Below are 15,160 nucleotides of genomic sequence, written 5' to 3'. Positions count from 1 at the left end.
AAAAGCCTGCGGATGATTTCGTGGAGATCCTATCTACGTGGGATCGATTCAGTGCCTGATACGCCACGTTGGAAATGATCGTGGAGAATGTTGCATCCGCTGACCCCTACACTGCGATCGGCGCGCCATCTGACGACTGATAAACGTTGGCCGCCGTGTGCGCTAGGGAGCTCTTTCCGACGCCGCGGTCGCCAAAGATGAATGCGTGGCGGCCCGGCATGACAAGCGCTCGGCGAATGATCTCGAGCTCCTTCTCGCGCCCCCGAAGGAACTGTATCGAACGGATGGGAAGCGTGGGGCTCAGAGTCGCCCTAAGCCGTTCAACGAACTCCTTCTCACCTGGAAACGATTCAATCACTACGACTCCCTTGGCGTTATTCTGGTTGCATTTTGCACCATCCCAGCGCGATTTTGCAGGGTCTATAGGAGTTCCTTGTTAAAACCGTACAAACCTGGGCCGGCGTCCACTGCAAGGCTATGGTGTCCAACTATGCGGGTCTATGGTGTTCATAAGCGTGTTGGGTTGCGAACACGTTATGGCGCTGCACCAGCTCGCTTCCCTCGCCAGTGTCGACAAAATACGATTCCGAGGAGATGGATTTGATGGTTAGAATCCAGCGTCGAAATGCTACCGCGCTCACGCTGGATGACTGATTTACTTGCCGAGTACTACGCGCTCTTTCACCTTCGCGCGTTCCTTCAAACGCGCTACGAGGATCAAGGGACGTTCAATCCGATCTCCCCCCGCGACTGGGCCGCGGCCGTATTAGGCGAGCATAGACCTGACCTACCATCGATCCCATTGACCCGTACCGATCTGAGCGCCTTTTGTACCTCAAATGCAGACGTCCTGGATTGCTTCCTAGCCGTGATGGCATGGGGACGTCAGGATGCCGGGAAAAGAGGCCAGGCGAGAGCCCTGAACGTTTGGCAGCGAAGCCAGTCAGGTATTCGTGACCGGCTTGAGATTCTTCGAAGCGAGAAGCCTGATCGCGTAGCTGCCTTCAACCTATTCAGCGGGTCCAACGAAGTCTCTGATTTGGGCGTGGCCTATTTCACAAAGCTCCTTTACTTCTTCGCGCCGCGAACGACGCAAGGGGCTGATCGCTACATCCTCGACAAATGGACCGCCAGGTCTGTGAATCTGCTCGCGAGGAAGCGATTGATCCATATGTCGAAAGCAGGCGATGCTGTGACCCGACACAACAATGCGGCGATCTACGATGCCTATTGCACTGAGTTAGAAGTGCTTGCAGCCATCTTGAACCTGCATCATTTGGATGCCCCGCTGCGAGCCGAGGATATCGAGCTCATGCTCTTTGCTTCGGGAGGCCCCGGAGCTGCAGTGCGTCCGTGGCGCCATCACGTCAGAGTTCACTGGAAGACAAACGCCCCTTCCCACCGCTTCAGTCGCGACCTGGTTTTAACTCGCGCTCGAGCAGTGCGAGAGTTGTTAAGGGTGGAATCTCACAACTACTTGGAGTCCGAATGCTTCTCCGCATAGTTCTCGCTGCCGCCTTGACGTTAGGATCCGGCTTAGCATCCGCATCGGATGGAGGCGTCCCTGCACTGCGCGTGACGGCTCCAAACGGAAATTCGAGCACCCTCATTGGCACGCTGCATGTGCCCTACCGCGGTCTAGTTCAGCCAGCGCCCGAAGTGCTAGACGGGCGAAAACGCCTAGGGATGGTGTTCAAAACACCCGTGGCGGTGGCCACTGAGTCGAGATATTACACATTATGACGAATTCGGCGTTTTTTGGGCTGCAAATAAGGGCATTTCACCCTTGCCGCTGGCCCTTTGGTCGCTTGTGGACGCACTCATCCATGCAGACCCTGCAAAAGCTTGCGCCGCGCCATCCACAGATTGCTCAGCGCAAACAGCGTTACCAGGTTGGCCGTGTTTTTGGCCAGGCCACGGTACTTGACCTTGGTGTAGCCGAACTGCCGTTTGATGACGCGGAATGGGTGTTCCACTTTGGCCCGGATACGTGCCTTGGCCTGCTCCAGCTTGTCCAGGATGGCGCCCAGGAGCGTGCTCTTGTCCAGCGCACGGCGCTTGCCAGGGCGCATGGCCACATGCCACTGGGCAGTGATGTCTTGCGTCTCTTCGCGCTTGGCCACGCCCTGGTAACCCGCATCGGCAAACACATCGGCTTCGTCACCATGGACCAGCTTGCTGGCCTGAGTCACGTCGTTGACGTTGGCCGCCGTGCCCACCACGGTATGAACCAGGCCGGAATCGGCATCCACGCCGATGTGGGCTTTCATCCCAAAATGCCACTGATTTCCCTTCTTGGTCTGGTGCATCTCGGGGTCGCGTTCACCACCCTTGTTCTTGGTCGAACTGGGCGCGGCAATCAGGGTGGCATCGACCACCGTGCCTTCGCGCAGCATCAGACCTTTGTCGGTGAGCGTGGCGTTGACTGTAGCCAGGATTCTTTGGGCCAACTGGTGCTCTTCGAGCAGATGGCGAAAGCGCAGGATGCTGACCCGGTCGGGAATACGTTCGACGCTGGACAGACCCACAAACTCCCGGTACAGCGCGGTCTCGAAGAGGGCTTCTTCCATCGCCAGGTCGGACAGGCCGAACCACTGCTGGACGAAGTGAATGCGCAGCATGGTCTCCAACTCGAACGGAGGTCTGCCGGTCTTGGCTCGCGGTGCGCGCGGAGCAATCAATGCCAGCAACTCAGACCACGGCACCACCAGGTTCATCTCGTCCAAGAATACCGCTTTGCGCGTGCGTCGCTTGCTCAGATTCAGGCCGAGGTCTTGTTGCTTCATGAGCGTATTGTCAGGCGCGGCGCCGTACTTCAGACAGCGCCAGCGGCAGAGTTTTGAACACCATCCCTAGTGGTAGAAAGCTCCCGCGTCACCGGCCCTCAGCCTGAGGAACTCTCCCCCTCTGAGTTGCTTCATCCGGACGTCATCAAATCCATCCAGGCCGGCCGTGGGATCACACGAGCTCCATGGGCTACCCATTTGAACGAAGAGCAGATCAATCGGCTATTGCAGGCAGCTCGCTGCAGCGAACCGTCGTTGACGAAGGAGCAGATGACCTACGTCCTGGCGCTGCGAACCGCTGAAATGGCGGCGGGCCGGGCATATCTACGATGCGGGCCTGGATGGGGCAAGTCGCGAGATGAAATCCTCAACCAGGCTGCTAACGAACGGGGTATCCCGATTGACGTCCTAGAGTCGCAAGTCGACCTGGATAGGCGGCGTAAGGCTGTCCCTCCTCGCATGTATGAAACTCAGCTTGCAGATGCGTTTGAGCCGGACGTGGAGGCTAGGTTTCGCTCAGTCGTAGATGCGCTAAATCGTGGCGACTACGATACCGTGCTGTCAGCCAGTCAGGGCACCCCGCGCTTCGCAGAAGACGCGGCCACGTTCAAACGACTAATGTTGACTGAGCGCAACGCCGAGTGGATCACACCTCTGCGCCGATATCTTGATGAGGGCGATGCTGTCGTCGTGGTCGGTGCTGCCCATTTGCCTGGGACCGATGGCGTGGTCGCCCTGCTCCGTGGGCACGGATACCGCGTTGAACCCATTCTGCTCCCTGCTCAGTAATTGGGGACGCCTTACCTGGGATTTCGCACGCGCAGGGCATATGGACTTGCATGTTGCTCAAATTTGAGGAACAATGAGCGTAACGCAATAGCTGGTGAGCCCTCGGGCAAAAGCGTTGACTGCCGCGCAAGCGGTCCTGCCAAAAGCGGGGGTAACAGACTGCCAGACTACGGGGCCCCCTTCTGGGGGCCTTCGCTTTTTTCTGCTCCTCATCCCATTCACCTCTGCGCCGGTTTTGGTTTAACCCCTTCAAGCGTCAACTCGACAAGCCGTGTGAATTTGATCGAACCCCGCACCGGAACTTGTTTGCCTGGGCGCAACTCGTAGGCGCTTTGAATGGTGAGAAGAATCGCGACCCCGTCAACGTCTTTCACGCGCAGCACGTTGAAAAAGACGCCATAGCTTCTGGACACTCCGCCCTCAGAGTCGACGTTAATCGTCACAAAGTTATCGTCCTTTGCGAAGCCACACTTGGATGTGGCCAAATTTCTTGCGATATCGGGCAGCCTGAAGGATAAGGCGTAGCGGTCTGGACAAAAAGTCCGCGTTTCGCGGTCATCTGAGTAGTACTGGCTTTCGACATCGTCTGCGTCACAGGCTCGAGTAAAACAATGGAGCGCGAAACCCACGCGAATCTCGGCCTCAGTTCCAGAACTTAGAACTAAGCCGTAGCGGAAGGGGTGCAGGTGAAACAGCGGGTACGCCTGGCCCGTATCGGACGTATACGGCTGCCAACGGATCATTCCTGCGTTCCAATTCACTCCCATATCTAGTTCCGGACGTTACTCGAGGGTGCAAGTATGCCCCAAGATGAAAAATATGAGAGTCATAACGCTCAGGACCTGCCAGAGGAGCCCCCAACCTATCTGATTAAGACTCAAAAGGGGAGTCCGTCGCTGCCCAGCTTTTTACGCATGAAGATTGCTTCGAGATCCTCCTCATAGGCTTTGCAAATCCGATCTTGGTCGAGCATATAGACGCTGGCGGCGTCCTCCCCGAACCAATCGGCAAAAAGACATTCCATCCACTCGCAAGCCATCTTTGGGGTCCCGGCAAACCATTCCCCTTCCTCGTCGTCGTGGAAACGAATGCGCTCCGGAAATTGTCGATGAATGGCCGTTTCGACTGCTGACAGGCGCCCTTTCGAGGTTGGGACGAAATAGGCGGCCTCAATGGCAAGATATGGATCTGCCGTTCGCAGATCCTTAAAGCGCTTTAAAGGATTTGTTGACTTCCCAATTTTGAAGCGTTGATAGTCAGCCGTCGTCCCCAATACATAGATCCATCCGCCCAGCACCTCGATCTCCAGTCTATAGTTCCTGATGAGTGATCTGGCGAGAGTAGCCTAAGATTGGATCTCACGCGCTAGGGGCCGATCTACGCTTCGCCTACCAATCCCCGTCTCGAATTCCTCTTTCAGGCGAAACGTGCCAGGGTCGAATGCGTTCTCGCATCAATCAGCGCGAGCTAAGCCCGCGTCCCGACAAGAGCTACGCTTCCCGGCGGATTTCTTTTGGATTCTTGTCGGTACGAAGCCCCCGGAACACGGGGTGTCGCAGTTGACCTTTCAACGGCCATTCTGTGAATGACACCTCGCAAACAATAGTGGGCTTAACCCAGTAAACGAGCTCGTCACGGCGCGGCGTACCAACAAACGCCGGAGGTGGACCGGGGAGCTGTATCTTAGGAAGCCGCGTGGCGAGAACCACTGCTGATGAGTGGTCAAAACCTGTGCCCACTTTGCCGGCGAGCAATAGCTTTCTCGTCTCGTCGTAAACGCCCAGGATCAAGGCCCTAAAGCCCGATTCTTGTCCCGGGCCCCGTGTAAAGCCAATTACAACAAACTCTTGGCGCCGGCCGCATTTGACCTTTATCCAGGATAGAGAGCGACCGGCTACATAAGGTGCGCCAAGCCGCTTGCCGATCAAACCCTCAAGACCCATCTGGCACGCTGTTGAGAGCAGATCCTTCGGGGGCGCGTTGAGGTCACCGCTGAAACGAATAGCCTCGCTGTCTTGGGCCAGGACAAGTTGCTCCAGCAGCTGCCGACGCAGTTCAACCGGTTCCGCTCGGAGATCCCGAGTAGCGAGATAAGGTGCATCAAAGAGGTAGAGCACCAGCTCCGCATTCGCGCGCGGACCTATTGATCGTTGGAGTGCTTGGAAGTCCGGCTTACCCGATGGATCCAAGACTACGAGCTCGCCATCTAGCCAAGCGCTCTCGATCGGCACCGTTGCGACCGCCTTCGCAATGTGTCGAAGGCGCGCGGTCCAGTCGATTCCATTGCGCGTGTACAAGCGTACGCCACCCTTTTCCAGCCTGCAGAGAAGGCGGTATCCGTCGTACTTTACCTCCCACTTCCATTCAGATAGGTTCCGAGGGATGGACGAGACCGACGCGAGCTGAGGCTCGAGGGCTAAAGGCAGCGTCGCCGACACGCCAGGAACGGATCGGTCGGATCGCCGATCGGCGGCCGAAGGCATAGCAGTCACTTTCCGAAATGGCTCTTGACCTTATCAACTGACACACCGACTTGGTTGACTGCCTGTTTCAGCTGCTCTTCTGTAACGCCCAACGCTTTTGTCCAATACCGCAGTTCATGCGGCTCGTTGACGTTGATGCGCGCGCGGTCTTGAGGCCCTCGTTGGGTGAGGTCATCGGACATGATGTCTCCCTATGGTGGTTAAACTCGACCGGTTCACAGCAAACTTCATTCCCAGAGGCTGGTCCTGATGACGCTCCGAGATCTAATTGAACCGCTGGTGAGTCCCATCAACGGCCAACGGCCCCGCCCCTGGTTCACGCACTACCATGACCCAGCTTCAGCTAGGGTTTTTCTTGTCGGGGCGAATCAAGCTTCAGCGTACAAGGAAGATGCGGTTTCGCATGAGCAGCATGTAGACGCCTTGTTCAATCAGAACGGGATGAATTGCGAAAAGCTCTATCAGGAGCTGGGATTCAAGAGTAGATCAAGGACTTACATCGACCGGTTCTGCCGAGAGCTGGGCGCGCGTGGCATTGACGACGTGCTTCAGACGAACGTCATATGCTACTCAACGAAAAGCGCCGCAAAGCTCTCCAACGCGGAGCATCGTGCCGGCCGCAACCGCGGCGCTGAGATCTTTCGTACCTTGGTTTGGCACGTCAAGCCAAGAGTCATGGTGGTCCATGGATCGGGGACCGCCACGATGCTCCGCAAAGCCTTCCGCGTGGAATTTGACGGCCCACCATCTAACACGGGTCCGGCGACCGACCGCATATACGCATCGCGACTTTCGATCGATGGCGGGCCTATGGAAATTATTGCGATGCCGACCCTTGCTATGTCCGGCGTTACAAGGTGGGTGCCTTGGCAACCTCGCTATTTCGCGTTGCTGGCAGACCATATCGCGTCAGCGTTGAAAGCGAAAGATTAAGTCAAAGACCTTCGCAGCGCATCTTGGGCGATTGCCCACACGGCTTGCCGTGAGGAGACGGATTTCCATTGCAATCGCAGTCGTCGCGAGACTGCACTTCTTGATCGAACGTCAGCCTCGTTGGCGCGAGTGTATGGCGACAGGATCAAGCCCAAAACCTCGTCGCGAGACGGCTGGGGGCGCAGACGGAATGCCTGCCTGTAACCGCGAAAGGCCTCCACGACTTCCAGATCGAGAGGCTCCGCATTCCGACCTTCCATAGCCAAGACCCATCCGTCGCTGGTCCTCGAATCCTGATTCGCGATGACATGAGACATCCGGGCTTTGGCGAGATCTCCTGCACTCAACGAAGTGCGCGAGAGGATGGTCAAGATGAAGCGATCACGCCAGGCCATTTGATGTTCGCTCACCGTCGTCTTCGGCTCCTCTGCAAGTCGCTCCAAAGCCGGCTGGACGTCCTCGATGCTCAACGCAGGCTGCCGCACCGGCCGAGAGCGTCGACGAGGAGTTGTGTTTCCTAGACCCGCAAAGGGATTGACCCCAATCAAGGCGTATCCCACGCTGGCAAAGTGTCCGTACATCGTCATGAGGATCCGGATGGTGGCATCGACGGACGTTGGGTCCAGTAACCCCGACCGAAATGGAGTCCAGCCTGCCGCTGAAGGCCGCAGCCCCGCGGGGCACACGTACAGGTGCGCACGCTTCCGCAAGAATTCGACGTAAAGAACTGCGTCGTTCGCCGACCAGGCCAACAGATCAGGCGCGCCAAGGGTCTCGCAGTACCAGCGCACCCGCCGGATCTCTCGGGCGTAAGTGTCGAGGGTTGCCCTCGAACGCCCCTCTTCTCTCAAAGCCACCAACCAGGCCTCGGCCGCGCGAAATCCGCATTTCGATTCAACGTCCACGAGATTAGCTGCTTGCATCGTTCAGCCGCCTTTGCAATTCGCTATTCCGGATGCGCAGCTGCTCTGCCAACGTCTCCGCGTTGAGTACTTGCTGGCTCTTGGCTTGAAGAGCAGCTCGCATCTCGTCCAACTGCGATACCGCCGCTCGAGTCTCACCACGCATCTGATCGATCCGGACCATGTTCGCGCGATTGTCCGCGGCCGCGCGCTCCTGCGTAACGGCAATAGTCTCGCTCAGGGACCGTAAGGTCTCTTGAAGCTTAGCGCTCGCAAGCTCCAGCGCATCCCTCTCTGCTATTGCCTCCATTGCTTTCGCCTCTGCAGCCCGGCGGTCTGCTTCAGCGGAAAGCATGCGCGCCTCCATGGCCGCGTGGCGCCTCCTCAAGAACTCGACCTCATGGCGATACTGCTCGACCAACTCGCTGCTATATCCAGAGGGGGTGGTTCCAGCCTCTCTCGCGGCGGCAGGAATGGCAGTGGGCGCCGGCGTATTCGCGCCTATAGCCCCTGTCGCAGATCGGAACGCTTCGATTTCACTCTGAACAGTTGATGAGGATGGGGACCGCCCGGGCGAATAGCGACGAAGCAGTTGTTGGTAGGTCTGGGCGCCGAAAGGGCGATTCGGGCGACCTAGTGTCTGAGCGACAAGGGGAATGAACTGGGCCAGGAACTGGCGGTTGGTCTTGTCCTTAGACTTTTCCTCCAGACTTTCATCAATGGCGCGGGCTCCTGAGAGCAGCACTGCATCCATCTCATCCGGCAGCGGCAGAATTTTTTCGCGCGGCATCAACGCACCCAGGATTGAACAGCTGTCGCGGCGATCGCGAGCGCAGGACACACAACCGCCCTTACCCTGAAACTAAGCGCTTGCAACAACGGCGACAGACTTTATTTGTCAGTCTGAGTGTAGCAGATCGTCATATTTATACCGGCATAGATTCGCAGATTCTGACATATGCCGGAGTATGTCAAAAAATAGGCGCGCTACTGGCAATTCAGCCGCAGCCTTTTTTTGGCCAGATAAAGGGCTCTGATCGGCCAGCTAAGATAAGCGAGCCACCTCTTCAATTTGAACTGAAAATTCCCGTATTTTCAATGGCTTAGTTGGAAAGCGGCAACAAGTCAAGACTGAAGGACGAGTCCACTTAAGATCGGCAAAGATCTCCACACAAAACCGGTCTCGACATGCCAAACCATACCGCACATGCCAACCGTCATGCTGCGCCGCTTCAGTTGCGTCGGACAACCCCACCTAGGGAACATAGGCAAGAGCAGGCAGCACAAGGTCGTGGCCAATCGCATGTCCTCGGCTGGCTTGAACTCCGCAACAGCCCCCTCCAACGGCCCGCTCTCCCTATGACGAACTCCGCAACGCCCGACCCATGCGTGATATAACAGGCCACATCTCAGCCTCTGAAACCCCGGCCGCCACGTCGAAATCCCTCAGTGGAGCTGCCCATGGCCCGAAAGAAAGAAGACTCAATGTCCGCAGTAACCACCGCTCGCCCAGCCCAAATTGATCTGTTCGAGCTGGTCGACCCACGCTTGTCCAATACCATCGAACTCTACGACGCACTTCCGAAGTACAACTGGGCGCCTAAGCGCGAGTTTCACGACCTCGATGAGGCTGAAATGACTCGATCTACCACTCTTCGGGGCCAGAACTACAAGGTTGTGATCAAGCCCGCTATTCTCAAAAAGCGAGGCAAGGCCGTGCTTATCTACCCCAGCACGCGCGAGGAGGTCGTCGAGGACGCCTTGCGCAAGTTTGCTACAAACGGGCAGGGCCACATGCTCGAAGAAAATGCCGGCGTGTCTTTCACGTTGAGCCAACTCCGAGCCGAGCTCACCTCGATGGGACACACATACAACCTGGCCGAAATCAAAGAGGCCATCACGGTGTGCCGCGGCGCAACTCTGGAGTGCTATGGCGACAACGGCCAGACTCTCATCAGCTCCAGCTTCTTTCCGCTCATCGCACTTACCACCCGTGGACAGTACAACGACAGCAAAGACGCACGCTGCTTCGTCGCCTTCAACCCGATGGTGACGAAGTCGATCATGAATCTCACGTTCCGCCAATACAACTACGAGCTGGGCATGGAGATCCCCTCCCCCTTGGCCCGCTTCATCTACAAACGGATGAGCCACTACTGGGTCCAGGCCAGCGCGATGACGCCCTATACCCCCAAGCTGAAATCCTTTTTGGATCAAAGTCCGCGAGGCGTCTCAGATGACATGTACTCGAACACCCGGGCAATGAACAACGCACTCAACCTCCTGATCAAGCACAAGGTGATTGACCGATACGACCAAATAGTCGAAAAGTCTGGCCGCAAAGTTGACGACATCCAGTACACGATCTATCCACATGACGCGTTCATCAAGATGACGAAAGCGGCCAATCACCGCGCCAACGAAGTCCGAGACCAAGCGGGCGCGCGCCAAGCTTTGGATGGAATCAAGAAGCGCCGGCTGAAGAGGTAGGAGGTTCGCTGCGGAATTCGCCGCCTTGTCCACTTCTCATCTGTGGACAGAATCGACCCAGTGGTGGGTCCGCTGCGGAATTACTGGTAGGTTAGCTGCGGCTCAGCCGCTTTCCCACAGCTTATCCACAAAACGGGTGGTAGGTTGGCTGCGGACTACGAGGAACATCGCCCAATTCTGCGTCGATTCTGTCCCAAAGAACCACAAGATAGGTAGGTTCATTGCGGAATTCATCTCAAATTGTGGACAAATCTGAGGCGCTGTGGATAAGTCAGCCTCGCGGGCTACTCGGCTGGTAGGTTCACTGCGTAGGATGTGGTAGGTTTGCTGCGGCCAAATTGGTAGGTTCGTTGCGGAGTAATTTTTAAATTTTTCTCATTAAAACAGTGACTTAAGCGACAAACGTGCATCTCCCCTCCTCATTAATCTTTTTTAGTCTTTAATCTTTAAATTAGTCTTAAAAGATAAGAACACGGCTGGCTGACCACGGTGAGAGCAAGCTTGAATCTTGACCGCCAACGTGAGGAGGTAGAAAACCAGGTTCAGCAGAACAAACCGCTTTCCGCATCTAGCCTCGTTCTAATGGGCGCCAGCAACGAGGCTACAACGCCCCAGGAGCGCCTCAAGTGCTGTTGTTCGCCCCATCCCCCCTCCACGTGGCCAGTCAGCTGCTGAGCTTGCTTAAGCTGACTCAGAGCCTAGTCTGCTATGGACATCGAGCCTGCACGAGAACAAGGCCAGGTTACGGAGCATTCATCGCGTGGCTGCAAGGCTTCACTGTCCTCGCGCTGCTGATCTTGCACCAGCTCAGCCCACGTTGGAAGAACTCCCAATGCCACAGCAATTCGCTGCGCTGATCACTACACCGGCTGCTCATGTATATGCCCATGCCATGTTCCGCACCGGGCACACCCCAGACACTTGAGCCAGGTCTGGTGCCATTGAGTCGGTCCCCCCAGGCCTAGTCCGCAAGAAACCAGCCAGTCGGAACCTAATTCCGCAGCGAACCTACCAGGCGTGAGCTTCGCACAGGCGGCGCCACGAACTCCGCAATGAACCTACCAAGTGTGAGTTCCAACCCAGGGCAACTGGCATAAGACCCGTCCTGCGGTGGCCAGGCCAGGCGACATGCGTGAAGTACGCAGTCAACCTACTAGGCGTGAGCACCGCACCCAGTGGTAACGCGAACTCCGCGATGAACCCACCAGCTACGGGACGGAAGACTTGGTGATGTGCGTGAATTTCGCAGCAAACCTACCAGATGAGCAGCACCCCCAGTGGCAACGCGAACTCCGCAATCAACCCACCAGCTAAGGGACGGAAGACCTGGAGACGTGCGTGAAGTCCGCAGCAAACCTACCAGGCGTGAGCACCGCCCCCGTTGGCAACGCGAACTCCGCAATGAACCTACCAGCTACGGGACGGAAGACCTGGAGACCTGCGTGAAGTCCGCAGCAAACCTACTAGGCGTGAGCACCGCCCTGTTGGCAACGCGAACTCCGCAATGAACCCACCAGCTACGGGGTGGAAGACTTTGGGGCGTGCGTGAAGTCCGCAGCAAACCTACTAGGTGTGAGCACCACCCCGTTGGCAACGCGAACTCCGCAATGAACCTACCAGCTACGGGACGGAAGACCTGGAGACGTGCGTGAAGTCCGCAGCAAACCTACCAGGCGTAAGGACCACCCTCTGGAGGCAATGCCAACTCCGCAATGAACCCACCAACTACGGGACGGAAGACCTGTGGACGTGCAAAAAATCCACAACGAACCTACCAGATGTGTACACCGCCTAGGCGGCAACACGAACTCCGCAATGAACCAACCAGGCAGAGACGACGCAGGGACGTGCATCAAGTCCGCAGCCAACCTACCTGATCTGCGGCGTCGACCAAGGCATTGAAACTAACTCCGCAGCAAACCTACTACAGGCAATGCCAAAGTTGAAGGTTGGTTGCGGAGTTCGTTGATCACTCGCCGGAAGGGGGCGAGGAATCACCTTCCACAGGCGGCTTATCGGCGCCCTGAAAGCGGGCGCGCAACTCGTTGATGAACTGAATGCGTTCATCAGCTTTATCACCGAACTCGACCTCTACAGTCACCTTGCCAGTGTCCCACTCGCGGATCTGCCCGATCGCCGTGCCGTGTTTCCACAGCCGATAGGGACGGGACGTTTCGTTCTTCCTGCGCCTGACAGGGCCCGCAGCTGTCCGCTCCTCGAGACGCATGCGCTCTTGTTCCACATCCTTGCGACCCAGGCTTTCATCCAGAATACGCTGCGCCATGGAAATGGTAGCTGCCGGCCCGCCTACCTTCTGAAGCAATGTGAGCTCATAAAGGGTACCCAGGGCAAATGCCAGGGGCTTTTGCTCGATGATTTCGAGGGCCTCCTGATCGAGCTTCAGGATCGCCAAAGTCTTGTTCACGTTCGACTTGGACTGACCTATAGCCTCCGCGATCTCGACTTCAGATGAATACACCTGTTCGTCAAGCAACCTTCTCCACGCATGCGCGTTGTCGAGCGCTGATTGCGGGTTGTGCTCGTTGTTCTCCTTGTATGAGATCAGGTATAGGTCTTTGTCCGACACGTTGTCGTAGACCATGATGCTCAGGCCAGGAATGCCTCCGTGCCGCGCGGCACGTTTGCGATAGTGCCCACCGATGAGAGTGCGCCGATCTCCGCGTGCGACAGCTATGCCTGGCACGAACTGTCCATCAGCCAGCATGCTTTGGGATAGCTCAGAGATCTTTTCCGGTAGGTAGATGGTCCGCGCGTTGTAGGGGTTGTCGTCGATGAGTTCGAGCGGCCAAATTTCATGCCGAGGGGTCCCGAGGCGCGACGTCAACTTCGCAACTAGCTGCGCAGAAACACGTGCTTCCTCCCGAAGCGCCGGCGACAACGTCGGTTGTGCCGGTTGTGCAACCGACGTTTGCTCAACGCGGGTCGGCAGCGGGGAAGACGCTTGATCGGCGATCGAAGCAGCAACCTCGAGCGAGGGAGCATCAGGCGTTTCAATGTACCCCGTAGGACGTGCAGCTAGTGTCGCCTCAGCCCTCGCAAAGCGGCTTTGCGAGGGGCTTGGCGCATCATTTTTTGAGGCGCCGCGAACCGCACTACGAATGTCTTTTCGACCCATTTGCCTCACCCTTTGATGTTGAACAGTTTGAGGATTTCGGTAGCGAAGGCTTCCACCTCCTGAACCGCCTTATTGCGCGCCCCTGCGTGATGAACCGTAGAGCCGAAGATCTGAGATTCCGGATAGCTGTTCCGATGGCTCATGGGTGTTTCAAGCATCGGAATTTCTTCGTCCTCGCGAAGCATTGAAATGCACTCAGCGTAGAGGTTGCCCCGGCTCACGTTTGTGGGCACCGTGCGAAGAATCAGATCGGGGTTTCGCTGTTGGGCCTCTTTTCCCAATGCTTTCGCCTCTTCCGACGCCCACATGTTGTCGAGCAACGGAATGATTGGTATGAGTCCCAGGTTCGCAATATTGAGTGCCGCCCAGGGAGTGGTGGACTCGATCGCCGGCGGGCAGTCGATGATGATGAAGCTGTATTGCTTCGAAAATTTCTCAACTTCGCCAATCATGGCGTTCTTTTGAGAGCTGAGAGACACCACAGTGGCTGGAAACGGGGTCTTTGAATCAGCCTTGCCGGACCATACAGTGGCCGTGTTTTGGGGATCAACGTCAACAATAAGAGTGGGGTAGCCGCGCAGTGCCAGCGTTCCTCCGAGTTGCATTGACGTCTGTGTCTTGCCGCAGCCTCCTTTTTGATTGAACACGGCGATGATGATCGCCTCAGCGAGGGGCTTGGGAGCCTTGCGAGCGGCAGTGGCCATAACGTGATCCTTGAGAACGGTTTCACGCGTGAAACTCGTGCTGGGCACAAGCTCACGCGTCGGAGCCTGGTTGATTCTCGCGAAGTATACGTTAAAGCAAAATCAATTTGAATGTTTTTTATTGATTTCCCAACAAACAAACTCAATCCGCCTTGCTTGCACTGGCGGCTAGGCCCAGCAGTTTCACGCGTGAAACTGCTCGACCGTGGTGCATATTGATTTCTGCCTGGATCGATGCCAGCCAGGCTGCGGAAATTGCAACGGCAGATCTGATGACGGTTGCTACCTGAACACTACCTTCTTCGCATGCCACCTAGTCGATTCGATTGCGTAGCCTATAAAGTTTCACGCGTGAAACTTCCCGCGCGTTTCATCATAGGCGCGATGTCGCTCGTGACCGACAGGCGGGCGAAGTCAGTGTGTTCGGGACCCGGAGCATGCTAGTCGTGTGAAACCGTGTAAGGATTGAGGGCATTTAACGGCCATGATCTTAAAGGATGCTCTCATCGCATGCCCCTAGTCCGCCGCCCTGCGCACCCTCGAGTTTCACGCGTGAAACTCGAGGGTGCCCTTGCTGCATCTGTTGCGCGATGGTGTGTAGCGGCTGCCCGCCGGCGTTTCGTTGGTGAGTTTCACGCGTGAAACCGGCGACGTGCCATTGGGATTTCGATGTGCAAAATACTCGTGAAAACATACGGGACGAAATTCCCCGACCCTAATATGACCCGGTTTCACGCGTGACACTGAAACCCCGAAGATGCCCCATCCTGGATGAAACCATTGGGCCACGTAGCGCTTTCGGGATGGAGCTGCACCCGATGCAAGCCTGGCGCCAGCGGTTTCACGCGTGAAACTACGGCGACGCCTTCGGGAGACACGCTAGGTCACATCTAAGCTCCGACTACGCTAGCACCTGACACGCGTCACGGCCCAACCA

13 protein-coding genes are annotated in these 15,160 nt (G+C 56.8%); 4 read left to right on the top strand and 9 right to left on the bottom strand.

The genetic code is table 11. The features are described 5' to 3' along the window. Positions 1-646 precede the first annotated feature (646 nt). Positions 647-1,504 carry an 8-oxoguanine DNA glycosylase OGG fold protein gene (locus AC1HFW_RS31840; RefSeq protein WP_479286681.1) on the top strand — a complete coding sequence of 286 codons (858 nt, stop codon included), beginning with the start codon at positions 647-649 and terminating at the stop codon, positions 1,502-1,504. Between the two features lie 316 nt (positions 1,505-1,820). Here AC1HFW_RS31840 and AC1HFW_RS31835 read toward each other — a convergent pair whose 3' ends face one another. Further along, positions 1,821-2,786: an IS5 family transposase gene (locus AC1HFW_RS31835; protein WP_210930928.1), complete on the bottom strand. Its 966-nt coding sequence runs from the start codon at positions 2,784-2,786 to the stop codon at positions 1,821-1,823. A 69-nt stretch (positions 2,787-2,855) separates the two neighbouring features. Between AC1HFW_RS31835 and AC1HFW_RS31830 the strand changes: the two genes are divergently transcribed. Then, positions 2,856-3,575 (top strand): TraB/GumN family protein, encoded by a 720-nt coding sequence (locus tag AC1HFW_RS31830; protein WP_479286680.1) that lies wholly within the window; start codon positions 2,856-2,858, stop codon positions 3,573-3,575. 218 nt (positions 3,576-3,793) lie between these two features. On the opposite strand, the gene AC1HFW_RS31825 is transcribed toward AC1HFW_RS31830, so the two are convergent. The 4 genes from AC1HFW_RS31825 to AC1HFW_RS31810 form a co-directional block, all read right to left on the bottom strand. Next, on the bottom strand, positions 3,794-4,318 hold the full coding sequence (locus AC1HFW_RS31825; RefSeq protein WP_054433657.1) for a hypothetical protein: 525 nt from the start codon (positions 4,316-4,318) through the stop codon (positions 3,794-3,796). 134 nt (positions 4,319-4,452) lie between these two features. Then, positions 4,453-4,872 carry a GIY-YIG nuclease family protein gene (locus AC1HFW_RS31820; RefSeq protein WP_197287923.1) on the bottom strand — a complete coding sequence of 140 codons (420 nt, stop codon included), beginning with the start codon at positions 4,870-4,872 and terminating at the stop codon, positions 4,453-4,455. Positions 4,873-5,065: 193 nt separating this feature from the next. Beyond that, positions 5,066-6,058 (bottom strand): non-homologous end-joining DNA ligase, encoded by a 993-nt coding sequence (gene ligD, locus AC1HFW_RS31815; protein WP_479286678.1) that lies wholly within the window; start codon positions 6,056-6,058, stop codon positions 5,066-5,068. Positions 6,059-6,063: 5 nt separating this feature from the next. After that, a complete protein-coding gene (locus AC1HFW_RS31810) occupies positions 6,064-6,240 on the bottom strand; it encodes a DUF3606 domain-containing protein (RefSeq protein WP_479286676.1) in 177 nt (58 codons plus the stop codon). A gap of 67 nt (positions 6,241-6,307) precedes the next feature. Here AC1HFW_RS31810 and AC1HFW_RS31805 point away from each other — a divergent pair, with 67 nt between their 5' ends. Continuing rightward, positions 6,308-6,991 (top strand): hypothetical protein, encoded by a 684-nt coding sequence (locus AC1HFW_RS31805; protein WP_479286675.1) that lies wholly within the window; start codon positions 6,308-6,310, stop codon positions 6,989-6,991. Here the strand turns inward: AC1HFW_RS31805 and AC1HFW_RS31800 are convergent. Then, the gene (locus AC1HFW_RS31800; RefSeq protein WP_479286673.1) at positions 6,988-7,914 is read right to left on the bottom strand and encodes a hypothetical protein; all 927 of its coding nucleotides are present in this window, start codon (positions 7,912-7,914) and stop codon (positions 6,988-6,990) included. The genes AC1HFW_RS31805 and AC1HFW_RS31800 overlap by 4 nt on opposite strands. Then, positions 7,901-8,683, bottom strand: coding sequence for a hypothetical protein (locus AC1HFW_RS31795; protein WP_479286672.1), 783 nt, complete (start codon positions 8,681-8,683; stop codon positions 7,901-7,903). The genes AC1HFW_RS31800 and AC1HFW_RS31795 overlap by 14 nt, the downstream gene beginning before the upstream one ends. 671 nt (positions 8,684-9,354) lie before the next feature. Here AC1HFW_RS31795 and AC1HFW_RS31790 point away from each other — a divergent pair. Continuing rightward, positions 9,355-10,383: a hypothetical protein gene (locus AC1HFW_RS31790; protein ID WP_479286671.1), complete on the top strand. Its 1,029-nt coding sequence runs from the start codon at positions 9,355-9,357 to the stop codon at positions 10,381-10,383. 1,969 nt (positions 10,384-12,352) lie between these two features. Here the strand turns inward: AC1HFW_RS31790 and AC1HFW_RS31785 are convergent. Continuing rightward, complete coding sequence (locus AC1HFW_RS31785; protein WP_479286669.1) at positions 12,353-13,519, bottom strand: ParB/RepB/Spo0J family partition protein; 1,167 nt, start codon at positions 13,517-13,519, stop codon at positions 12,353-12,355. 5 nt (positions 13,520-13,524) lie between these two features. Then, a complete protein-coding gene (locus AC1HFW_RS31780; RefSeq protein WP_082404731.1) occupies positions 13,525-14,223 on the bottom strand; it encodes a ParA family protein in 699 nt (232 codons plus the stop codon). Between the last annotated feature and the right edge of the window lie 937 nt (positions 14,224-15,160).

The organism is Achromobacter sp. ISS7 (assembly GCF_056523125.1).
The sequence above is the reverse complement of the archived record's forward strand: the minus strand, read 5'-3'. Positions and strand labels throughout refer to the sequence as shown.

Bases quoted from the DNA above. Each gene is read 5' to 3' on its own strand.
- AC1HFW_RS31800 (WP_479286673.1), bottom strand. From the start codon at position 7,914: ATGCAAGCAGCTAATCTCGTGGACGTTGAATCGAAATGCGGATTTCGC.
- AC1HFW_RS31825 (WP_054433657.1), bottom strand. From the start codon at position 4,318: ATGATCCGTTGGCAGCCGTATACGTCCGATACGGGCCAGGCGTACCCG.
- AC1HFW_RS31835 (WP_210930928.1), bottom strand. From the start codon at position 2,786: ATGAAGCAACAAGACCTCGGCCTGAATCTGAGCAAGCGACGCACGCGC.
- AC1HFW_RS31790 (WP_479286671.1), top strand. From the start codon at position 9,355: ATGGCCCGAAAGAAAGAAGACTCAATGTCCGCAGTAACCACCGCTCGC.
- AC1HFW_RS31810 (WP_479286676.1), bottom strand. From the start codon at position 6,240: ATGTCCGATGACCTCACCCAACGAGGGCCTCAAGACCGCGCGCGCATC.
- ligD (WP_479286678.1), bottom strand. From the start codon at position 6,058: ATGCCTTCGGCCGCCGATCGGCGATCCGACCGATCCGTTCCTGGCGTG.
- AC1HFW_RS31795 (WP_479286672.1), bottom strand. From the start codon at position 8,683: ATGCCGCGCGAAAAAATTCTGCCGCTGCCGGATGAGATGGATGCAGTG.
- AC1HFW_RS31780 (WP_082404731.1), bottom strand. From the start codon at position 14,223: ATGGCCACTGCCGCTCGCAAGGCTCCCAAGCCCCTCGCTGAGGCGATC.
- AC1HFW_RS31805 (WP_479286675.1), top strand. From the start codon at position 6,308: ATGACGCTCCGAGATCTAATTGAACCGCTGGTGAGTCCCATCAACGGC.
- AC1HFW_RS31840 (WP_479286681.1), top strand. From the start codon at position 647: ATGACTGATTTACTTGCCGAGTACTACGCGCTCTTTCACCTTCGCGCG.
- AC1HFW_RS31785 (WP_479286669.1), bottom strand. From the start codon at position 13,519: ATGGGTCGAAAAGACATTCGTAGTGCGGTTCGCGGCGCCTCAAAAAAT.